Raw genomic sequence first — 23,914 nt, forward strand, 5'->3', positions numbered from 1 at the left:
TTTTAATGGGCAATGAGATCTTTCTGTAATTTATTCAAAGCTTCAGTCATATAGACAGGATAAATATCCGGATTAGTTAAACGCTTAGTTTCAATCGGTAATTCATCTAGCCAGCGCTGACTAGTTCTTTGAATGGCAAACACATCTGTCGGTACGGGGTGTTTTTGCGAAAAATCCAACGGGTGTAATAAAGGCTGGGCAACAAAATTAGTCAAAACTACCGGCTTTTGCAATTGCAGAGGATTACTATTAACTACAGTAATTCGTTCTGAATGTATTAAATCTTCATCAGCCAAAGCAATCACATCAGCAAAGGCTTCTTGAGTATGTTCATAATACAGGCGATAGACTTTTTTAGGACCCGGGATGGTTAATTTTGCCAGATCATTGCTGACTTTGATTTTCGGAATTAACTGGCCATTTTGTTCAATGGCTGCTAGTTTATAAACCCCGCTTAAAACAGGTGCTGAAGAACTGGTAATTAACTTCTCACCAATGCCAAAATTATCAATCGGTGCTTGCTGTTGTAGTAAAGAAGTGATGATATTCTCATCTAAGGCATTCGAAATAGTAATCTTCACTGAGGTTAGTCCCGCTTCATCCAGCAAGGCACGGGATTTCTGGGTCAAAGAAGCAATATCACCGGAATCAATGCGGATTCCCAAAGGCTGATGTCCTTGTGCCTGCAATTCTTGAAATACTTGAATAGCATGCGGAACCCCAGATTGCAAAACATCATACGTATCCACTAGTAAAGCAGCATTATCAGGATAGAGAGCAGCCCATTTACGAAAAGCCGATAATTCATCAGGAAAGGCTTCAATCCAACTATGTGCCATCGTTCCAGCAGTCGGAATATGAAATTTTTTAGCTGCTAAAACATCTGAAGTACTGCTGGCTCCCCCAATGACTGCAGCTCTGGTTCCATACAATGCACTATCAGGTCCTTGCGCTCGGCGGGCGCCAAATTCCATAATCGGTTTCCCTTGGGCGGCTTGGGTCATCCGTCGGGATTTAGTAGCAATTAAAGATTGATGATTGAAAATATTCAAAATCAAAGTTTCTAATAATTGTGCCTGTGCGATAGGTCCGCTCACTGTAATCAAAGGTTCACGCGGAAAGACCGGCATTCCTTCCGGCACTGCAGAGATTTGGCACTCCAATTTAAAATTTGCCAAAAATTGCAAAAAGTCCTCATCCCAGAGCTTTAAACTGCGAAAATATTCCAAATCATCAGCAGAAAAATTAAAATCCTGTAATTGTTCCACTATCTGCTGCAACCCCGCTGCGACTACTAAACCACCTTTATCAGGTACTTTACGAAAGAAAACATCAAAGACAGCACGCGTTTGCGGTAAATAATGCTGAAACCCGTTTGCCATTGAATACTCGTATAAATCAGTCAGTAAAGCTAAATTTTTCATGAGAAAATCCCTTCTTTATTTACTCATTAACTCCAAATAATCAAGGAGTCCCCAATTAATATTATTGGAATGTGATAATACTGATGCCATAGCTATGATAACGCTTTACAGTTAAAATGCAAAGACTATTTATTTAGTCTTACTCTTTTTATCCGTAAAAAATAATGTTAATGCAGTATTATTAAAGATATTCATCTGCTCAGACGAGACAACGACTACTAGTTCTTGGTTATAGGCAGTTATAAAATTTAAGTTGGCCTCTTTTTTAATCAATCAAAAAATAGAAAAAAAAACAGCCCCGAACGGGACTGTTTAAAGGGTAATAAGCTTTAACTATAAAGAATTGGTTAAATTCCAAGTAATCTTCGTATTATATTGAGTTCCAGGAGTTGGGGAGGAATTTTGTCCTAATTTTAATATAGGACCAGTAACTTGTTTACCATCATTATTAAACCAACTACTTGAAATATTTTGTGAAACATTTGTTCCAACTGAGTCATGAAAGACAGTTACTTTATTTGTCATAAGAGTATCAGAATCATCATTATTCTTTGTTTTTCTATAATATAACCAATTATTAAGACTATTAAGACCACTAGTGTCGCCATCTACTTGGGCTGTTAAAGTAATTGGTTGACTAGCTGATGTATCATTTTCTATCTTAACTATTGGATACTGTTTTTTCATAAATAAAGTTTTTTGTTTATTGAGCGGCAAGGCAGAAGTTCCATAGTTAATACCACCGCTAACGTTTAAGACGATAGAACCTATTGAATTATATCCAATACTATTACTTGTGCTTAACAAGGTGCCTACTTTATTATCCCCTTCTTTTGAGTACATTTGATCGGCACCAATTTTAACAAGTTTATCAAGATCATCCTTGGCTTTTTTCTTAACCAATATTTTGTACGTTATAGTGAACTTTACCCCTTTTGGAAATGTGCCTTGGTTTATACCAAACTGTTTTGGTATATAGTCGGTCTTATATTTAAAATCAGATTCTAACTGTTTGTTAGTAATTTGACCTTTGTTGTCACTGTAAGACGCTGTCAATGTATAATCAGAATTCTCTTCAATATTTGTATCGCTATTATCAATGCCATCACCTATTGTGTCAGGATGATTAAACATGACCGTAGATAGAGTACCATTAGTAGTATTCACAGCTTCAAAAACAGTCTTTACGGTATAGTGCAAATTACTTACAATGTTGCCAGGTTTTGTTGTATCACCTGTTGTATGATCATTAAGAACTTTTTTACCATTGTACTTTGGCAAATTAGAAACTGTATATTGCCAAGATATAGGGTCATCCGGACCAGCATTACCAGAATCACCTACGTCATCAGTCCCATAAAATTCAACCACATAATTACCTGGCTCTGAGGTGGCTCCTGGCTTTGAAGTGGTTTCTGTTGGCAAATCCAAAGAATTAGTTTCCCATCCATTAGATTGTTTTCTATCCACCTGCTGTTTGTTGAATGTGCAAACCTCCTTCCTTGTAATAATTCCATCATCATCATTTACTAATTTGTATATAGTTCCGCTAAGAAAAAGCTTATATGCTCCTGTATTCGTGTCGATATATTGAAAAGGCATTGTAACTTTATCACCTATAAGAAATGGTGTTTTTGGCTCATCACCCTTTTTTAGGTATAAATTAGTAAACCGTGTATTTTGAACCGGTGTCTCTTGATAATTAGTGACCACGCTTGTAAGAACTTGATCCCCAGGCTGCAAACTTATTTTTTTGTCTGTATGATTGTCATTATACTTGTTGATAACATCTTGTAAGTTATAACTAAAACTGTGTTGTGGATCATTTTCACTACTGGAGGTATCCTTAGACCAACCATTTTTGTCCCATGTTACTATCTTTGGGTCTAAATATTTAGGTTGTGGGTTAATGGTATCACCGTCAGTAGTAACCTTTGTACCGATCATATAATTACCATCGGTATCTGTTCTAACATTTCTATTACTATCGATTGGATTAGGCGTAACTTCTGTAACTCTCGTATCTTGAGGATCAGTATTAGTTTTTTCTTGGGCAGCATTACTATTAGGCTCTGTTCCTAAATCTACAGGAGACTTACTATCCTTTTGCTTGAGCTGCACTCTGAGTAACGGTGGAACCGGACTAAATAAAGTTTTATCAGATTCATCATCATTGGCCCAATAATCACCACCAACTTTTCCTGTAATGTTTCTTTGTGTAATATCAGTACCAGGTACACAAACCTTATCAACATCATCCACAGTTGGACCAGGCAAGTCGGAAAGACGAACATACCGGAACTCTCTTCCATTCATTTGAACCATAGCTGCTTTTAATAAATCTAAATCTGTTTTATGCCCCTGAATTACATTTTTTGCTGGTTGGGTTAAATATTGGGTAAAATCTATTGCATAACGATTAAAGGGTAATGTCAGGGTTTGTGCTCGAATAGGATCAGGTGTACATTTTCCACCGTTGTTATTCGGATCACTTTTGTCTCCCATTCCTAAGCTAATTATTTGATTATATTTATAATCTATACCAGAAGGTACATAACCTGCTATTTTACTATTGTTCTCAGTTTGATTAACACCGTTACCATTACCATCCAGTTTATTATCACCCCAAGCTTGAACACGAGTATCGTAAGCATAGATTTTAGATTGGTTACCATAGGCATATACTAAGGCACTGTCAGGATCATTATTGTTTCTTAAATCTAGACTAACATTTTTAGGGTTCATTAAATTAATTAGTGCGCCACTACCAAGATACAACAGATTAACTGGAGAACCGGTTACATCATCATCCTTATGATTAGAAGCTGATATACTAAAGTCACCACCAGTTTTAACTTCAATACGCGTATTAGAACCAGTAACAGCCATTAATCCACCAGTACCAGAACTACTATTATTTGTATAATGAATTATTTTATTATTATTATTTACATCTTCTTGATTATTTAAATTCGTCGCTTTAATACTGAATTTACCATGAGACAGTTGGGCATTACCACCACCAAAGTTAACCAATGGATGATTACCATAAATCGGTCCTTTACCTTCGATATTAATTTCTGGTGACAATATTTTCTTAGTACCATCAGTAACTTCAGTAGTTTCATGGTAAGTGATACTAGATTTACTACCCTCCATATCTAAAGCACCAGCAGTAGAAGGTGAGATTTGATGTGAGGCATTGGTACCTATTCCTGCTGCTTGTTCTTGCGCAATAGTAACTCCTGGTTGCCAAGTTGCTGAAGAGCCATCCTTACTTGGGGTTATTAAATCATTACCATCATGATTATCACAATGAATATTCAACTGAGAATCACCATATAAATCTAATGATGGATTACTATTACTGTAAAATTGAAAACCCCAACCTAATGACATATCAACATCTTCAGGACCACTTCCTATTCCTGCATTACCATGTGGATATAAATCTACCTTTGCTCCAGGTTCCAGAGACGCGCTACCACTTAATTCTATAGCATTTGCATTATAAGTAGCGCCAGTAAAATGAGAATCCTTTCCAAAAATAATACGATCCACTTGAAAAATTTGCTGATTGCCACTACTGTCTGTCTGCCATAAATAGTTAGAATTAATGCCTGGTTCTGTATAACTGAAAAGAGAACGGCAAGTGACATTGCCTAAAATGGTAGTTCCGGCAACTCTACTTCCAGAAGTCCATGAAAGTTGTGAACCAGTATAGGTCATATTCTTAAAAGTCAACCAAGTATAGCCACCATTGCCACCAGCTTTTGCAGTATCAATATCCGATTGAGTTAATGTTTTAGTATTGTCATCAGGATCTTTATCTCCAGGATTAGCACGTGCTCGTAAATAATTAGAAGCTTTGCCAACATTAGCACTTACAATACCATAATAAGAAGTACCATATGTGTCCATATTTTCTAAAGTCCAATCTTCTTTATATGGATTACTATTATTAGCGGTACCATTAAGTGCAATATTATTATAGCCACTATTTAGCCAATACTTATTCTGTCCATCAATAGTAAGCTTATCATGTCGAGTATAAATGTAATTATAGTTTCCATATCCGCCTCTATGATTATTGTTGCTGTTAATAGAATCGTTACCTTTGCCAGTTTTAGCAGCACTACCGGACATAAGATCAGGTCTAACTGTATTAATTTCATAATTAAGTGCGGTGTCACTATCAACCACATCCATATCAATATTATTTTCGAAAACAATCTTATGAATTTTCGAAAGGGGACGAGGAGTAACGTTTAAATTAGAATATAAAGCACCATTATGATAACTTGCCCATCCATTAGGATCCTTTGAATTCATCGGAAAAGCAGGATTAGCAGGATCAAAAATGGCTTCAAAAAAGCCCTTAGTATTATAAATATGAGCTATATAGCCACCATTACCGTCAGACTCCATGATTAAATCCTGCTTCTCAATTGGTAATACTTCGCCATTATCATAATTAGTATATGCATTTAAATATGGATCAGTAACTCCTGATTTTACCAATTTCTGTGATACTGGAAATATCGGCATATTAGGAGTATTTTTTACCACTGTATTACTTTTTCCACTTTGCAAAGAAGCAACACTAGTGGCTTTGATCGGATTGATAGTATTCTCCGATACTGTAGTATTGTTATTTGTATTCTGTTTATCAGCTGCTAATGTTTTATTAGCAAATATGAAAACGCTTAGACCTAACATCAAGGCAAAAAAACAAAACTGAATTATTCTTTTTTTCTTCATTTAAATCGCCTATTTCTCAAAAAATTTATTTCCAAAATTCCTTAATTTAATATTGCTGGAACTTTTTTAAAATCTTATGTTGACGTCGTTGACTCAGTCGATATGTAGCTGAGAAGAAACCGCTTACTGTAGCTATCAGGGCCAAAATTATAAAACTCCAGCCAAAATAAGGCACGTGATTGTTTTCCAAAACCTCGTAGATACTGGAAAGGGTTTTAAACCAGCCCCCTACAGAAACAAAATACCAAGCGGTAGCTTTATCACTAAAACTCATTAAAGTACGGTATTCTTGTTCATTATCTACAAACTTTTTCAGAATTTTTAAAGCGCGGTATTTTTCCAGGTATAATTTGAGCGGTGGCAGTAACCAATACCAAGGAGAAACTTTGACAGATTGTTCGCTGTAGAGATCAAACTTATCAAATAAGTTCCGATACTCAACTAATTCCATCAAGCCCTGATACATAGGAAAAGTAAATAAGAGCCAGTCACCCAATAATGAAATAATATCAATAAAAATTTTAATCAGAAGGACCCCCCAATTAATATTCTTTTATCCTTACAATTCTATAATATAACAAGTTTTGAAATTTTTTAAACCCTTAAAGGATAAAATGTTCAATAATTTTCATGAATAAACTGCCAAAAACGCTAATTTCCCGTCCCATTAGCTATATTAGCATTGTCTGCCAAAATTAGGCTTTTAACTATTATTCCTATAAAAATATCAAAAACCGCTACTATTGTAGCACAAACAAAAAGAAAGAATATGAATAAACTCTTTTGGCTAATTAAGCAGGTGTTTTTATTTATGAAACTTTGTCTGAATATTTTTGAACGCAAAAAACAGCCCGCACTAATTGCGAGCTGTATTTGTTACAGAAACCTTCTAAATCAAGGACCTACTGTCAGTGTCCAAGTAATTTGACTTTTATGAGTTCCTGTGCTGACATTGGGCAGCGAGTTAAATTTTAACTCTGGGCCAGCGATCTGGTCATTTTCATGAAACCAGTCGGCAGTAATATCTTTCCCATTATTCGCTGCTAAGGCATCCGTCGAATAAACATTCACGGGCTCTCCTGCCAAAGGCTGATAACTATTACTGCTTAAATAATTCAAGTTATTACTAAACACATCATCTAACTCTGGACTAAGTTGCGCTGTCAGGTTGATTTTTTGGGATTCAGTTGTATTATTAGTTACCTTCACACTTAAATTCTGACTCTTATTCTTGTCAATTTTTAAGATACTGCCCCTTTTCAGCGGTAAGATCCGATTTCCATAATCAATGACGCCGGTTGTGGTTAAAACCACAGAACCACTGCTATTATAATTCAAAGCATTGCTGGTAGCTAAAGTAGTTTCTTTACTATCATCAGCGATAGATATTAAAGAATCAGAATTAATGCGAATATTGGTTCCGGGATCATTTTGTGGAATGCTCAGTTTGCGCTTAATCGCAAAAGTTGTTCCTGCCGGAAAACTAGCCTGATCACTCCAAAAGTCTGTTGCATGATATACCTTATCATAACTAAAAGGTAAACTCTGACTATGAGAGCCCTGCGCATCTGTATACGTCGCCGTTATTGTCTCGGAATAGAGATTATAATTGCTTTCGCTTGGATTTGCAGTAGCATCTTTAGTTATCTTAATAGCATTACCCGGACTAGGAAGATTAGGATTTTTCGGAGCAAATTTTGTAATTAGGTCATAGTCTAAGCCACTAACAATCTTTTTTTGTTGGCTGATTGGTGTTTGATTTTTATCTACAATGTTCTTATTGCCGCTATAACGGGGCAGGTTGCTGACATGATAAGTCCATTGCAAAGCATCTGATTGACTGGAATTTTGCTGATCGTCTTTACCATTGAAAGTGACAGTATAATCACCACTAGTACTGGTAGCATCTGCTGGCAGCGTCAAATTAGCGGAAGTCAAGGTATTGTGTTGAATAGGAGTAATCGTTTGGACAAAGGATTCAGGACTGCCGCCGCCAGGTTTAGCAATGGTACCATTAATCGTAATTTTAGAAGCCGCATCATCGTTTGCTAAATATTGCACAGGCATATCGGTTATGGAATCACCAATAAGATATTCTTTCGGAGCACCCGGCTGTAAATACAGTTTATTAATATTAGTAGTCGAGATAGGTGAAGACTGATAGTTAGTAACGACACTAGTTAAAATCTTATCCGTAGACTTTAAATTCAGCGGCTTATCAGGATGTGCATCATTATATTGTTTAATTAGTTTTAACAAGTCATACTTAAAACTATGGTTGTCCTGATTTTGCTGATCCCAAGTACCGCCATCCCAAGTGACATCAGAATCCTTGAGATAATGCGGTTGTGGATTACTGGTAGGGTCAATCTTTTTCCCTAGTCCAGTAGCTGTATTTACTTCCAAATTGCCCGTTTCATTATCACGAGTTAATAAGCTGGGGGTTACTTCTGTTACGTCCGTATTTGTAGGATCAGTGTTAGATTTTTGCTGAGCCGCGTTTTTATTAACTTCCGTGCCGAGATCAATTTTCGTCCCGTCACTACGTTGCACTTGAACTCTGAGTAATGGCGGATGGGGCGTAAAGGCATCTTCCGGTTTTTCCGGTTCATTAGTATTAAGCCAATGATCTCCTTGAACCTTGCCATTTATTATTCGTTGATTTGGTTGCAGTGGTAAAGAAGTTTGTGAATCAGCATCCAAATTTAAGTCCGCTCCTGGCAAATCGGACAATCGAATATACCGGAATTCTTTGCCATTCATTTGTGCCATTGCAGCATTTAAATAATCCAAGGTTGTAGCTTTAGGGGCTTGAATAACATTATTATTCGGGTCAGTCAGATAGGCAGTGAAATTAATTCCACTACCGGAAAACGGCAAGATTACTTCCTGCGCCCGCAAAGGATTCTTAACGGTTACGCCTTTAGTATTGGAATTTGCCAATGGTTGAGTAGGATCCCCCATACCAATGCTGACCGTTTTACTTGTGGATTTTTTGTCTGCCAATCCTATATTACTTATCCCAGGGGGCTTAGTATTGTCACCCCAGGCCGAAATACGCGTGTTATAAGCCTTAATTTTAGCCTGACCATTAGTAGATACCAAGGCGCTATTTTCAGTCAGTCCGGGTGAATCGCCATCTGCACCCAAAACATTCTTGTTTCCCCGTAAATCAAGACTGACATTTTTCGGATTCATAATGTTAACATTCAAGCTACCGGGAGCATACAATAAGCACATTGGCTGGTCATCGTCATTTGCCGCAATACTGAAATCACCGCCGGTCTTAACATCAACACTAGCCTGATCGCCAATCGCCATTAGACCGTTAGTGTGGTTACCCCAACCCATCGTATTATAGCCGACAGATTGACCATTAATCACTTTACTTAAATTTTTGGATTGAATACTAAATTTTCCCCGTTCTAGTGTCACTTTACCACCAGCAAAATGAACTAAGGAAGCATTTTTAGAGATCGGACCATCGCTATCTATATTAATTTCCGGTGAGGACTTACCATTATTAGAGGCCTGATAAGTAATGTTAGAATTTGCATTACTCATCAAAATAGCTGAGGCTGGTTGCGGAAAAGCATTGTGAGCTATACTACCTCCTGAAGGAAAAGCACCAGGTTTATAGGTACCATCATTCTGTATTAAATCATTACCATCATGATCATCACAATGGATATTCAGTTTAGATGCGCCCTTTAGTAATAATTTCCCTGGCATATCGCTCTTAAAATATAACCCATGATTAATACCATCATTGTTTGAATGCTCTGCACTTGTTCCATGGGGATAAAGATTAACTATTGCTCCATCATCTAAAGTTGCTGTTCCCGTTAACTCTAAGGCATCTCCATTATAAGTAGAGCCGGTAAACCTACAATCCGGAGCAAATTCAATTCGATCTTCTTCAAATACTTGTTGATTTCCTGGACCTTCTGTAACCCAATAGTTATTTGGCCTTAAAGGATCCGCATAATAATAAACACATTGCGCATTCACCGTACCCGAAATCGTTGCGCCAGCCACATGGCGATCACTAGTCCAAGAAAACTGCGATCCTGTATAGTTAATATTTTTATAAGTGATCCAGGTATAACCGCCATTTATTCCATCTGCATAAGAATTTTTACCTGGAACAACATATTTTTTTGTCTTAGGGTCTATAACCTTATTTCCAGTATCTGGATCTTTTCCCGTCTGCGCTATTATACGATTAGCAGAAATTCCGGTATTACAACTAATAACCCCCCAATATGAAGTACCATACGTATTCATATTTTCCAAGGTCCAATCTTCTTTATATGGTAAGGTATCCTTTGTTGAGTCATTATTAGGATTTACTTCTGCCCCATAAAAGTTATATCCTCTTAAAGCTAGATCATTATAACCCATATTTAAAATATGGTTCTCACCATCAATGTCTAGGTTATCATGTCTAATACAGACGTTATTCCAATCGTAACCAGGAGCACTCATAATTCCATTGCTATCAGGGGTACTAACATTAATCTGATAATCAGCAGCAGTATTCGCATCTAGTGTAGAAAGATCAATATTATTTTTCAAAAGAATTTTATGAATTTTTGAAACTGCTGTTGTATTTTGGCGATTATGCAGCTGACCAATTAAATTCGAACCACCATTAGCCGTTAAATAATGCTTCCAACCGTTTGGACCGTTAGGGCCTCCCTTATCATAACAATTCATTGAGTACCCGGCGCTATTCTGTTGTTCAAGTGTTAATGAATTAGGGTTATCTATTTGCGTAGAACTCAGCGTACCCGAACTAGCAGGATCAAAAATAGCTTCTAAAAATCCCTTAGCGGTATAGACCGTAGCCGTATAACCGCCCTGCCCGTCTGCTGTTAAAATTAAATCCTGTGGTCCACTGCTATTTTTATATGAGTCTAAATACGAATCAGTCACGCCCGCATCCCGTAGTTTGGGATCTACTGGCAATACGGGCATCTGTGGCTTGACCAGTTCAGAAGTAGTTTTAGTTCCCGATAAGTTAGGAATACTAGTTGCAGTAAGTGTGTCTGATGGTGTGGAATAATTATCGCTGTTTGTTGCAAATACTGGCTTATTCACAACCAAAAGTCCCACGAAAAATGCAAAAACCATCAAACAATACTCTAATATTTTCCGATTATTCATATCTTTTGCCTCTCCCACGCAAAATCTATTTCGTAAATATTGATATTGATTTTATGAAAGTTTTTTATTTACATAAATAGTAACATCAATTTTACGAAAATGATGCTAATATGCTGATAATTTTTTCATTTTAGCCGCTAGTAGTTTTAATTTTAGCTGTATGATTCATAAAATTGCGGATGTTCGCAATTAATAAATATCATTATGACTTTTTTACATAATTTTCATGAGCAGTAGAAAACATTATCTAAATTGTGTATACCTAAATTAAAGCATCACTTTTTAGTAGTTTAAATCAGCCTACCGCGATTTTTATTTGCTGATCTTCTTTTAAACTCGTATTTAATAAGCAACCGCTACCAGAAATTTTTATGCTAAAATAACGCTAGTCAGTCAGGACTTAGTTTAAAAGTTCTTTTAGTTTATTAACCTCGCTTCTCTTATTAAAATAAAAGTAAGACTTTCCTTAATTAAAAGGTTGCAGCTACAAATTACAGTTAGGTTTTTTTATTAGAGGAGTAATTATGGCATATATTGAATTGAAGCATGTTTTTAAAATCTACAATCGTGGTCAAAATAATGAAATTCGGGCTAATAATGATCTGACCTTTGCTTTAAACGCTGGTGAATTAACAATCATTGTCGGCGAATCAGGTGCCGGCAAATCAACTTTGTTAGATATTTTAGGGGGAATGGATACTATTACTGCCGGTTCTGTTCGGATTAATAATGAAGATATTTCTCATTATAACTATCGCCAGTTAACCGCCTTTCGCCGCCGTGCTGTCGGGTTTGTTTTTCAATTTTATAATTTATTACCTAATTTGACTGCCCGTGAAAACGTAGCTCTAGCTGCAGAATTAGTTTCTCAACCAGCAGCAATTGATGACATCTTACAAGCTGTAGGTCTTCACACCCGCCAAAATAATTTTCCCGGTGAATTATCCGGTGGTGAACAACAACGGGTTGCAATTGCGCGGGCTATCGTCAAAAATCCCGCCTTACTGCTCTGCGATGAGCCCACCGGAGCGCTGGATTATCACACAGGTAAAAAAATCCTCAAACTCTTGCAGGATTTTTGTCATTCACAAAATAAAAACGTCATTATAGTTACGCATAACCAAATGATTAAACCGATGGCCGATCATATCTTAGAATTGGCGGACGGACAGATTAAAAAAGACGAACTTAATCCGACGCCGACACCGGTAGAACAAATTGAATGGTAGTTAGGCCGTGATCGCAATGAAGAAAACACTACACAAAAATATCAGAAGAGAATTTCAGTTTTCATTTTCCCGTTTTTTATCGGTAACTTTATTATTGGCTTTAGGAGTTTTTGTCTTGGTTGGTCTCAAATCTACCGGACCTGATATGCGACTGACTGCCAATCACTATTATCAACAGCATCATCTTGCTGATGCACAGCTAACAAGTAATTTCCCTCTCAGTAAAACTGACCGAAAACAAATTAAGAAACAACTGCAACAACATCATGGTCAACGGTGGGCTGCAGTACAACAACAAGATGGCCTCATTACTACCGGTTCAACTCCAAAAGTAATTCGGATACAGAACTTTACCACTAACTTAGCTCAGGTTCATCTTTGTCAGGGACATTTACCCCGGCAAAATAATCAGTTGGTTCTCAATGTTCGTGATCGGCATCATTATCATCTGGGCCAGTGGTTAAATATTAAGTTTACTAGCGATCATAACGTTTACAATAATCTCCCGAAACAGCGCTGGCAGATTGTTGGATTTGTTACTTCGAGTGATTATTTAGATAAATCGCAATTGGGAGTGACCCCTTTACACCATGGTCGGGTGCAAACTTTTGGCTATGTGCGTCGTCAGGCTTTTGTGCATTGGCAGCCGACTATTATCAAAATCAATTTTAAATTACAGCTGCGTAAAGCCTATAACCAAAGCTATGAACAACAAAATCAAAAATATGTCGATCGCCTGCAGCCGCTGGTTAACCGCTTGGCCGCCGCCAAAACACAACGTATCCGCCAACACTGGCAAGCTATTTATCAACAACAACTGCAGCAAATGCAAAGTTTAAATCCTAATAATCCCGCTGCCGTTTTCCAAGCACCGCAGCTATTGCAGCTTCAACAACGAATAGCGCATCTGCCCTCAGTTAGCTATACTATTCAAACCCGTAATGATTATGATTATGGTTATCGCACTTTCGGGGAAGAAGCCCAGCGGATCGATATTTTGTCTCGAGTTTTTCCTTATGTTTTCTTTTTAGTAGCTTTAATTGTTTGCTTTACAACAATGTCCAGAATGGCAAGTGAAAAGCGCACGGAATTAGGGGTCTTAACCGGACTGGGATATTCCAAGCCGGCAGCTGTGGAAGTCTTTTTAGTTTATGGTTTCTTATCTGGTCTATTGGGCTCGATATTAGGAGCTTATTTAGGTACCAAATTTTTAGCAGTGAAAATTTACCAAGCCTATGCAGCCAACTATGCCTTACCAGCACTTTGGGCCCGACCAGCTTGGAAGTGGATTCTTATTGCCGGCACTATTGCTTTACTGGTCGCAATTGTGCCGCCGTTATTTGTTGCCTTTCGAGAACTGCAAGAAAATGTTGCTGACCTTTTGCAGCCGCTGGTTCCCACTAAAGGCGGAAGAATTTTTTTGGAAAAATGGACTGGATTCTGGCAGCGTCTGAGTTTTAAATATCAAATTGCTCTGCGGAATATTTTTCGTTATCAGATGCGGATGTTAATGACTATTATTGGTATTTTTGGTTGTACGGCACTTTTAATTACCGGCTTTGGTATTCGTGATTCGTTAACGGGAATTGTTGCTACCCAATACCAAAAGCTCATTCATTACGATGCGGTGGCGCTCTTGTCGCCGCAAATAAACTCGGAGCAACAACTGGCCTATCAAAAAAAGGTCCGGCAGCACCATGATGTCCGCCAAACCCAATTAATTAATTATCAAACTGTTTATGTTCGCTCCCCAAAAAATGCTGTCAATCAGGAAGTGACAGCTATCGCCGCACCGACTTATCACCAGCTAAATCACTTTATTACTTTAAAAAATCCTCAGCAACAACCGCTGAACTTACACAAGCTCTCCGGAATTGTTATTACCCAAAAATTAGCTGCTGCCCAACATGTTGCAGTGGGTGATCAGTTAAAGTTTCAAGATCAATTGGGGCACCATTTACATGGTCGTGTGGCCGCTATTAGTCAAATGTATGCCGGACATTTTATTTTCTTAGCTGGTACCCAATATCGAAAAATTTGGCAACAGCCGCTAACTGCCAATGCTTTAATGATTAAGAACCGGCAACGCTCTTCCATTCCCTTGGATCATTTAGCAACGTGGCTAAATCACCAATCTGCTACACAAGGAGTAATTCGTTCCGATACGATTAAAGATGCCGTTAATTATATTCTAGATGGATTAAATAACTTGATTTTAATTATTATTATTTGTTCTTCTTTGTTAGCCTTGGTGGTTCTCTACACCTTAACTAATATTAACGTCGATGAAAGAAAACGCGAATTAGCAACTATGAAAGTTTTAGGTTTTTCACAAACCGAAGTGGTTATGTCAATTTTTCGAGAAACACTCTTTTTAACAGGCATCGGCATTCTTTTAGGATTTGCAGGCGGTTATGGATTACATCATTATATTATGCAGACTTTGCCGCCGCAAAATGTCATGGTACTGCTGCGTTTGAAACCAACCAATTTTTTGGTTTCGACACTGATGACTTTCTTATTTGCCATCATCGTGATGTTAATCATGGCTTACAAAATCCAAAAAGTGGATATGTTAGCAGCTCTTAAAGAAACTGATTAAAAAAGCAGTGACCAAAGTTCGTCACTGCTTTTTTACTGCTAATAACAAGGCTATTTAAAATATTCTTTAATTATTTGCTGGTAGATATCAATGAAATCTAAATACATCGTTTGGGAAACGAATTCATTATCTTGATGCGCATTACCATTACCCGGACCAAAGACCACATAGTTAAAACCTTGAGGCTGATCAATAAGAAATTTAGAAGCATCAGTTCCTCCAGAAACCCCGACTGTCAAGATTTCATCGGCGGAAAAAGGAATTCCGGATAATTGTGCTTGTTTTTCTAATTGCTCAATTTCTTCAGCACTATAGTTTTGTTTTTGTAAATACGGTTGGACAATTTTTTGAATTAGTTTGATGAGCTTGGCATCTTTATTACCCAAAATTGGAATAATGTTCATGTCGCACACTAAGTTGATTTGACCAGTAGTAGTGGCATTATAATGTTCAATCACATTTTGGATAGTATCCAGAATTTTTTGATTAGCTAATTCAGGAATTGTCCGAATATTTAAAACAGCTTCGGCATAACCGGGGATCGCATTCGGCTGCTGGCCGCCCTTAATCACATCAATATTAAATAAGGTTTTACCTAAGACGTCATTTTCAGCAGTTGTCATTAAATCTGATAATTGACTTTCAATCTGATTTAACACCCGTAGAAGATGTTCTACTGCATTATTGCCTAAAGCTGGCATGGAACTGTGGGCTGCTTTACCAAAGGATTGAATTTTAAGATCTAATTCTCCTTTGCTGGCATAAACTACTACATAGCCTGAAGGTTCGCCAATCAGCAAACTATCAACATCTTGCATGTAACCCTGCTTTTGTAAAGTTTCAGCCCCATATTGTCCTACTTCTTCTCCGGAGGTCGCCAAAAACCGAATTGTTCCCGGAAATTGAAAATTACTTTCTTGAAGTTCGATTAAGGCAATAACCATTGCCGCTAAGCCTGATTTCATATCAGTACTGCCGCGACCATAGAGTTTATCATCCACGGAAGTTAATTTAAAGGGATCCGTTTGCCAATTATCCCGCTGGACATCCACCACATCCATATGTCCTGACAAAGCTAAAACCGGTTTACCAGATCCTATTTCGGCAACTAAATTGGCCCGATCACCTTCTAATGGTAAAATTTGGCTGCTAATATTATGTTCTTGTAATAATTTTTGTAAATAAATGGCTACCTGTTTTTCATGGTCATTAACCGAAGGAAAGCTAATCAATTTACTTAAAATATCCAATTTTTCTTTTATATCCATTCTTACTACCTCCTGAAACAAAAAGGACAGAGAAAATTAGCATTCTCTGTCCCTTTTGACTAGAGAAATAAGTATCTTCAAACTCTAGTCTATTAGTTAAAATTGTTCTTGTAATGGTGGTACAATTTGCTTTTTACGCGAAACTACCCCCGGCAATTGCAGCCGATTTTGTTCAATTTGCTGATTAAAGGCCGCACTAACCTTAGCCTGCAAGTTTTCATCACCGGCAACAACCATTGTAGTATCACTATCTAAGACATTGGTAATAGCTAATAAAAATAATTCATAGCCATTATCTTGATTACTTTGTTGCATAGCAGTTTCAAATTCATTTTGCCGGGTCAATGCTTCCGGCAAATCAACTACATTAATCTGAGCAATCCGAATCTGATGTCCGCCCATGTCAAAACTCTTGGCATCCGCATCAATTAATTCTGCAGCTGATTTAGCCGCAATATTAGTACCTGCCTTGAGCATTTTCAAGCCATAATCTTGATAATCAACCGCCGCCAGCCGAGCTAAAGCTGTGACTGCTTCGCGGTCAACATCTGTAGTAGTTGGTGATTTTAACAGCAAAGTATCGGAAATAATTGCAGACAGCATTAAACCAGCCATTTTTTGCGGAATTTCAATAGCATGTTCGTTATAAAGCTTCCATAAAATGGTACTGGTACAGCCGACTGGTTCTGCACGATAAAACAATGGTGCGGCAGTTTCAAAGTTAGCAATCCGATGGTGATCAACAACATGAGTGATCGTCACATTTTTTAAATCTGCTACACTTTGTTGTGCCTCATTATGGTCGACTAGCATTACTTCTTGAGCTTGATCGCCAACTTGATCAATAACTCGTGGTGCTGGTTGTTGGAAATAATCCAATACGAATTTGGTTTCATCGTTGGGTTCTCCCAAAGCTACAGCCTCAGTTTCCAAGCCGAGCTGGTTTTGCAAATACGAATAGGCGATTGCGGCCACAATCGCATCTGTATCTGGGTTTAAGTGTCCAAATACTAATTGTTTTGCCAATTTCATCCCTCCAATTAATTACGTATTGTATCTATTATAATACAAAGACCCACTAATTGGATAGCCTCTCTTGCAGGCGCTCGCGATAAGATTTTTTTTCAATAAACTGATCCCAGCATTTTAAAAATTCAGCAATTCGGGGAATATTTAACTTGTCAAAACGATAAACAAAACTTATCTCAAATTTGATTTTGGGATCCAGCAGTGTTTGATAAACATGTACTTGATCTTGATTAGCCAAAACAAAACTTTCCGGTAACACTGCATAGTAATCCTTTTTCTGAGCAAAATGGAGTATCTGCCACGGTGAAGCAAAGCGACCTTGCGTTTGCGGCGGATCTAAAAGTTGATTTTTAAAACACTCATGTAGCAAATCCGTTAAATAATAATCATCCGGATATGTCACCCAAGGATGGTCTAAAGTGTTTTTCAATTTCAAATACTTCCGCTGTTTCCATTGAGGATTTTGGTGTAAGAGCACTAAATGCTCATTGATGATCTTTTTCGAATAATACAATTTCCAATTTTTGATTGAATCATCAGGCAAATACATAATCGCTAAATCAATTTTATTATTTTCCAAGTCATTCCATAATAAACGTCGTCTTAACAATGAAACCTCAATTTCAATTTGCGGCTGGACATCTTTATAATGAATAATAAAATCTTCCAGCACTTGATCTTCAATGGTGGCTAAAAGACCAATTTTAATGAGTCCGGTGGAAGCCAACGTTGTTTGTTGAATATTATCCACCGCGCCAATCATTGTTTCATAGATATTATTAACCGCAGCTAAAAAAATACTGCCCGCATCCGTCAAATACACGCGTTTTCCGATATTATAAAATAAAGGAGCACCGAGGCCGCGCTCTAATTTTTTGATTTGCTGCGTGAGCGCCGGCTGCGTAATTCCCAAAATGCGCGCCGTTTGGGTGTAATTCAAATTATGAGCCAATTTGACGAAATAACCTAAAGATTTCGAACTTAGTGATCTAATAAAATCATCTTGATTAGCATTCATATAAACTCCTCCGTTCTACAAACCTGCACTTTTATTTTGAAGCAGTAGTCAAACGGGAATGGACTGTGAGATACAATGGAACCCCATCTTGAGTCGGATTAAGCACTCCGGTACCACTGGCAGAGCGGGGCTTAAAATTAAAATTCTGCGGATCAATTGTAATAGTCGCCAATTTATCTGTAATTACTGTCAAAACTTCCTCTGCTGTCAACACACGGGCAAATTGAAGCTGGTGAGGCTGCTTTTTAAGTTCCCTCATGACTAAAGTTCCCCGCCGGGCTCGAGTACCGGGGGTGATTTCCGATAAGGACATTTTCTTAAAATTACCCTTTTTAGTTAATAATACAATAAATTGTGGCTGTTGTGGATCAACAATTGCAAAATCAACAATCTGATCAGCTTCTTTTAGAGCTAAGAATTTAACACCAGCCGCTTGTGCGCCCACGACGGGTACTTCATTAAGGTTAAATAATAACGCATACGAATGTTCGGTAAACCCGAGTACTTGCAGATCAGAACGCTGGCTCGGCAAATAAAAGACTTGAACAATTTTACTAGTAGGCTGATGTAATTTCATCGTCTTCAAGGCACGGGAACGATAGGTTCTACCAGGTAGTAAATCTTGAAAATCAACTTGCTTGATATAGCCATCGGAAGTTGCCAAGACAAAACGACCCGTTTGTTTTAAGTCTGGAAAAATAAAGGCGGTTAAAATTTCTTCGTCGGGATTCAAACCAATGGACTGCGATAAATGCTGCCCGGTCTCTTTCCAGCGCAGATCACTCAGTTCATGAACGGGGCGATAAATCAAGTGTCCCTGATTAGTAAAGATATATAAATGATCCAAAGTGGAAGCTTCACAATCTAAAATTGGATAATCTTCCGGACGTAAACCATTATCAGTAGCTGTAGAAGCCTGATAAGAACGTAGGCTGCTTCGCTTCAGATATCCTTGGCGGCTTACCAAAACGCGGACTTGTTCCGGAGTAACCATGACCCGGCGGTCAATCTTAATTTCAGCTACTTCTGCTTCAATCTTAGTTAAACGCGGCGTAGCAAATTCTTTTTTCACTGCCGCTAACTCTTTTTTAATCACACGCAACAACTGCTGAGGATCCGCAATTATTTTTTGATAACGGGCAATGGCTTTTTGTAATTGAGTTTGTTCTTTTTGCAGTTGGGTAACATCAGTATTGGTGAGGCGATATAGCTGTAAAGCAACGATGGCCGTGGCTTGAGCTTGAGAAAAATCATGCTGAGTCATTAAGTTTTTGATTGCCGCACTCTTATTTTTGCTGGCGCGAATAGTTTGAATTACTTGATCTAAAATTGAAAGTGCTTTAATCAAACCGTCCACAATATGCAAGCGCTGTTGGGCTTTGTTCAGGTCAAATTTAGTCCGGCGCAAAACCACGTCTTGTTGATGCTGCAAGTAAGCTCGCAAAATCGGCAATAACCCTAACTGCTGTGGGCGCATATGCGCAATGGCCACCATATTAAAATTATAAGATACTTGTAAATCCGTATTTTTAAACAAGTAATTTAAAATTGCCTGGGCATCCACATCCCGCTTCAGTTCAATAACAATACTTAGACCGTGGCGATCAGTTTCATCGCGAACTTCGGCAATACCGTCAATAGTTTTTAAAAGTCTTATTTCGTCAATTTTTTTCACTAATTGGGCTTTATTAACTTCATAAGGAATTTCAGTTACGATAATCTGGCTGCGGTGACCACGTAATTGCTGAATTGTAGTTCGAGCCCGTAAAACCACCTTGCCGCGACCAGTCTCGTAGGCTTGCTTAATCCCGGCCTGGCCTTGTACGATGCCGCCCGTTGGAAAATCCGGTCCCTGAACAAATTGTAAAGCTTCATCCAAGGTTAAATTTGGATTATCAATTAAGGCAATGGTCGCATCAATCACTTCACCTAAGTTGTGTGGTGGTATTTCTGTAGCATAGCCTGCCGAAATCCCGGTAGCTCCATTAACTAAAAGATTAGGAAAACGAGCCGGCAAAACGGTCGGTTCTTCCAAGGTATCGTCGAAGTTTAACACCATATCGACTACATCTTTATCGATATCTTGCAACAAAACTCCGGCAGCCTTACTTAAGCGGGCTTCAGTATAACGCATAGCTGCTGGCGGATCACCATCCATGGAACCGTTATTTCCGTGCATTTCAATTAGTGGCACCCGTAATTTCCAAGCTTGACTGAGGCGGACTAAAGCCTCATAAATTGGTGTATCTCCATGAGGATGAAAATTACCCATGACATTACCAACCGACTTGGCCGACTTGCGAAAAGCTTTATCAAAGGTATTACCATCTAAATGCATCGCGTACAAAATACGCCGCTGAACTGGTTTTAAGCCATCACGGACATCGGGAAGGGCGCGTTCTTGAATAATGTACTTTGAATAACGACCAAAGCGATCGCCCATGATTTCTTCTAATGAAAGTTCTTGAATTTTGGAACTATCTGCCACTGTCTTCACTCACTTTATTTGGAATTTAATTGCTTCTTTAGATCTTGTTCACCCAAACTATGATCTAAATCAGTCTCTAAAATACTGCCGTCATCTTCTAAATTAAATTTAACATTTTCTTCAATCCATTTTCGACGCGGGGCGACCTTATCACCCATCAGAGTTGTTACCCGCCGTTCAGCCAAAGCTGCATCATCAATGCGCACACGGACTAAAGTTCTGGTGGCCGGATTCATGGTTGTCTCCCATAATTGATCCGAATTCATTTCTCCTAAACCTTTAAAACGTTGCAAACTATAATGGGCTCCTAAGTCTTGAACCGCAGCTTTTAATTGGGCGTCAGTCCATGCATAGCGCACCTTGAGTTTATCACCGCGGCCCTTTTGAATTTTATATAACGGCGGCAAGGCCAGATAAACTTTTCCCTGCTCAATTAAAGGCCGCATATAACGATAAAAGAAAGTTAATAATAAGATTTGAATATGGGCTCCATCTGTGTCGGCATCTGTCATAATAATAATTTTATCGTAACTGCTATCATCCACGCGAAATTCCGGTCCGACACCGGCGCCAATAGTATAAATCATGGTATTAATTTCTTCGTTTTTAAAAATATCATCCAATTTAGCTTTTTGGGTATTTAATACTTTTCCCCGTAAGGGTAAAATGGCTTGAAATTTACGATCACGGCCTTGTTTAGCCGAACCACCGGCAGAATTACCTTCTACTAAAAATAATTCATTTTTTTGCGGGTTACGGGATTGTGCCGGCGTCAGCTTTCCGGATAAAACCCCTTGATCCTTCTTTTTTCTTTTACCAGAACGGGTATTATCACGGGCTTTACGGGCAGCTTCGCGGGCTTCTCGCGCTTTTAAGGCTTTTTTGACAAGCGTTTGGCCAAAGTCCCCGTTTTCCAATAAATAAAAACTCATCTGGTTGTATAAAACATTATCTACAGCTGAGCGGGCCGCCGGGGTTCCCAACTTGCTTTTTGTTTGTCCTTCAAACTGCAAAATATTTTCCGGAATACGCACGGATAAGACAGCGCTAAGCCCTTCACGTACGTCACTGCCTTCTAAATTCTTATCATTTTCTTTTAACAGCCCGATTTTACGGGCATAATCGTTAAAGGCTCGTGTCAGACCGGATTTCAGACCTACTTCGTGACTGCCACCATCCGGCGTGCGGACGTTATTAACAAAAGAAATAATATTTTCCGAATAACCATCATTATATTGAGCGGCGAATTCTACTTCAATCTGACTTTGCGTACCTTCAAAGTAAAAAACATCTTTAATCGGATCTTTACCTTCATTTAAATATTTAACAAAAGACTGAATCCCATCATGAAAATAATATTCTTCTTTTCGCGGAGGATCGGTTCTTAAATCTGTTAAAGTAATGGTGACGCCTTTTAATAAAAAGGCCGATTCCCGCAAACGTTCGGCTAATGTATCGAAGTTAAAATTAGTCGTTGGAAAAATTTGCGGATCCGGTTTAAAAGTAATAGTGGTCCCGCTGGTTTGTTTAGCAGGACCGATTTTTTTGAGGGTTCCTTGAGGATGGCCGCCATTAACAAATTTTTCTTCATAGGCGATATGATTCCGCACCACACGTACATTCAACCACTGTGATAAGGCATTGACCACAGAAGAACCCACACCGTGCAGACCGCCGGAAGTTTTATAATTATTTTCCGAAAATTTACCACCAGCATGTAAAACAGTTAAAATAACTTCAATCGTTGGAATTCCTGATTCATGCATGCCAGTAGGCATTCCGCGACCTTGGTCAGCGACAGTGACTGAATTATCAGCATTGATAGTTACATCAATGCGTTTGCCGTATCCGGCTAAGATTTCATCAACAGAATTGTCAACAATTTCATAGACTAAATGATGCAGTCCGCGCGCATCGGTAGAACCGATATACATACCGGGACGTTTGCGCACCGCCTCTAAACCATGTAAAATTTGAATTGATGAATCATCATATTGCTGTTTTTTTACCATTGATCAAATCTCACTTTCAAAAAAGAACAGTATCTTTATTTAAATTGTATTAAAATATCTATGATACTCATTTTTACTAAATGTATCGATATTTTGGAGGTTTAATAATTGAAACTTATAATTTGCTTTATTTTAGCATATCTTATTGGTTCTATTCCCTCAGCATATTTGTTAGGAAAGCTTTGTTTTCATCAAGATATTCGCCAATTAGGCAGTGGAAATATTGGAACTACTAATACTTTTCGCGTTTTTGGTTTTTTTCCAGGAACAACTGTTTTATTATTAGATATTTTTAAAGGGACTTTAGGTGCAAGTCTGCCTATGTTTGTGGGAGTTGCCGGCAAACAATGGGAATTAGTGGTCGGAATGGCTGCTGTGATTGGACATTGCCTGCCTCTTTTTTTACATTTTCAAGGAGGTAAGGCGGTGGCTACCGGTTCCGGAATTTTGTTAGCCTATAATCCACTCTTATTTTTAGTTGCCGCGGTTATGTTTGCTACTTTAGTCTTAATCACTAGTACGGTCAGTCTGGCCAGTTTAATAGTGATGCCCATTTTTACAATCATTACCTTGCTGGTTAAGGACTATTATTTATTTGCGGCCGCAGTTTTAGTGACCATTATCATTTATGTGCGCCATTTGCCCAACATCAAACGCTTAAAAAATCATCAGGAAAATATGGTGCATTTTGGCCTAGTTTATTATCTAAACCAAAAAAGACATAAATAATTATACAACAGAACACACGTTTGGTTAAGACCTAATTAACTAAAGTACCAGCTTGCAAACAGAATTCATTGTAGCTAACTTCCCCAGAAATTGAAACTAGAACGACAAGAAAAATTAAGCCCCATTTACCTGAAAGTTTTGCTTATCAAAAATAAAGAGTGAAGATTAAATATCTTCACTCTTTA

The 23,914-nt window shown here is 38.1% G+C and carries 12 protein-coding genes; 3 read left to right on the forward strand and 9 right to left on the reverse strand.

Annotated elements, in window-relative coordinates:
- Nucleotides 1-2 precede the first annotated feature (2 nt).
- The 4 genes from JG29_RS04590 to JG29_RS04605 form a co-directional block, all read right to left on the reverse strand.
- Nucleotides 3-1,424: a nicotinate phosphoribosyltransferase gene (locus JG29_RS04590; protein ID WP_045922791.1), complete on the reverse strand. Its 1,422-nt coding sequence runs from the start codon at nt 1,422-1,424 to the stop codon at nt 3-5.
- 333 nt (nt 1,425-1,757) lie between these two features.
- Nucleotides 1,758-6,143, reverse strand: a complete 4,386-nt coding sequence (locus JG29_RS04595; protein WP_156961626.1) for a hypothetical protein — start codon at nt 6,141-6,143, stop codon at nt 1,758-1,760.
- Between the two features lie 88 nt (nt 6,144-6,231).
- Nucleotides 6,232-6,681, reverse strand: a complete 450-nt coding sequence (locus JG29_RS04600) for a hypothetical protein (protein ID WP_198139896.1) — start codon at nt 6,679-6,681, stop codon at nt 6,232-6,234.
- Between the two features lie 398 nt (nt 6,682-7,079).
- A complete protein-coding gene (locus JG29_RS04605; protein WP_045922793.1) occupies nt 7,080-11,354 on the reverse strand; it encodes a hypothetical protein in 4,275 nt (1,424 codons plus the stop codon).
- A 521-nt stretch (nt 11,355-11,875) separates the two neighbouring features.
- On the opposite strand from JG29_RS04605, the gene JG29_RS04610 reads away from it, so the two are divergent.
- Complete coding sequence (locus JG29_RS04610; protein ID WP_174788910.1) at nt 11,876-12,583, forward strand: ABC transporter ATP-binding protein; 708 nt, start codon at nt 11,876-11,878, stop codon at nt 12,581-12,583.
- A 16-nt stretch (nt 12,584-12,599) separates the two neighbouring features.
- Nucleotides 12,600-15,185: an ABC transporter permease gene (locus JG29_RS04615; protein WP_045922795.1), complete on the forward strand. Its 2,586-nt coding sequence runs from the start codon at nt 12,600-12,602 to the stop codon at nt 15,183-15,185.
- A 50-nt stretch (nt 15,186-15,235) separates the two neighbouring features.
- Here the strand turns inward: JG29_RS04615 and JG29_RS04620 are convergent, their stop codons facing one another.
- The 5 genes from JG29_RS04620 to parE all read right to left on the reverse strand — a co-directional run bounded on the left by JG29_RS04620 (nt 15,236) and on the right by parE (nt 23,000).
- On the reverse strand, nt 15,236-16,453 hold the full coding sequence (locus JG29_RS04620) for an ArgE/DapE family deacylase (RefSeq protein WP_045922796.1): 1,218 nt from the start codon (nt 16,451-16,453) through the stop codon (nt 15,236-15,238).
- Nucleotides 16,454-16,549: 96 nt separating this feature from the next.
- Nucleotides 16,550-17,479 carry a manganese-dependent inorganic pyrophosphatase gene (locus JG29_RS04625; RefSeq protein WP_045922797.1) on the reverse strand — a complete coding sequence of 310 codons (930 nt, stop codon included), beginning with the start codon at nt 17,477-17,479 and terminating at the stop codon, nt 16,550-16,552.
- A 52-nt stretch (nt 17,480-17,531) separates the two neighbouring features.
- Nucleotides 17,532-18,500, reverse strand: coding sequence for a LysR family transcriptional regulator (locus tag JG29_RS04630; protein WP_045922798.1), 969 nt, complete (start codon nt 18,498-18,500; stop codon nt 17,532-17,534).
- 31 nt (nt 18,501-18,531) lie between these two features.
- Nucleotides 18,532-20,988, reverse strand: a complete 2,457-nt coding sequence (parC, locus tag JG29_RS04635) for a DNA topoisomerase IV subunit A (RefSeq protein ID WP_045922799.1) — start codon at nt 20,986-20,988, stop codon at nt 18,532-18,534.
- Between the two features lie 14 nt (nt 20,989-21,002).
- Nucleotides 21,003-23,000, reverse strand: coding sequence for a DNA topoisomerase IV subunit B (parE, locus tag JG29_RS04640; protein ID WP_045922800.1), 1,998 nt, complete (start codon nt 22,998-23,000; stop codon nt 21,003-21,005).
- A gap of 108 nt (nt 23,001-23,108) precedes the next feature.
- Here parE and plsY point away from each other — a divergent pair, with 108 nt between their 5' ends.
- The gene (gene plsY / locus JG29_RS04645; RefSeq protein ID WP_045922801.1) at nt 23,109-23,729 is read left to right on the forward strand and encodes a glycerol-3-phosphate 1-O-acyltransferase PlsY; all 621 of its coding nucleotides are present in this window, start codon (nt 23,109-23,111) and stop codon (nt 23,727-23,729) included.
- Nucleotides 23,730-23,914: the final 185 nt, after the last annotated feature.

It is taken from the genome of Bombilactobacillus mellis, assembly GCF_000967245.1.
Taxonomy (GTDB): domain Bacteria; phylum Bacillota; class Bacilli; order Lactobacillales; family Lactobacillaceae; genus Bombilactobacillus; species Bombilactobacillus mellis.

Coding starts and splice junctions, on each gene's coding strand:
- JG29_RS04590 (WP_045922791.1), bottom strand. CDS start 1,424: ATGAAAAATTTAGCTTTACTGACTGATTTATACGAGTATTCAATGGCA.
- JG29_RS04595 (WP_156961626.1), bottom strand. CDS start 6,143: ATGTTAGGTCTAAGCGTTTTCATATTTGCTAATAAAACATTAGCAGCT.
- JG29_RS04605 (WP_045922793.1), bottom strand. CDS start 11,354: ATGAATAATCGGAAAATATTAGAGTATTGTTTGATGGTTTTTGCATTT.
- JG29_RS04615 (WP_045922795.1), top strand. CDS start 12,600: ATGAAGAAAACACTACACAAAAATATCAGAAGAGAATTTCAGTTTTCA.
- JG29_RS04620 (WP_045922796.1), bottom strand. CDS start 16,453: ATGGATATAAAAGAAAAATTGGATATTTTAAGTAAATTGATTAGCTTT.
- JG29_RS04630 (WP_045922798.1), bottom strand. CDS start 18,500: ATGAATGCTAATCAAGATGATTTTATTAGATCACTAAGTTCGAAATCT.
- parE (WP_045922800.1), bottom strand. CDS start 23,000: ATGGTAAAAAAACAGCAATATGATGATTCATCAATTCAAATTTTACAT.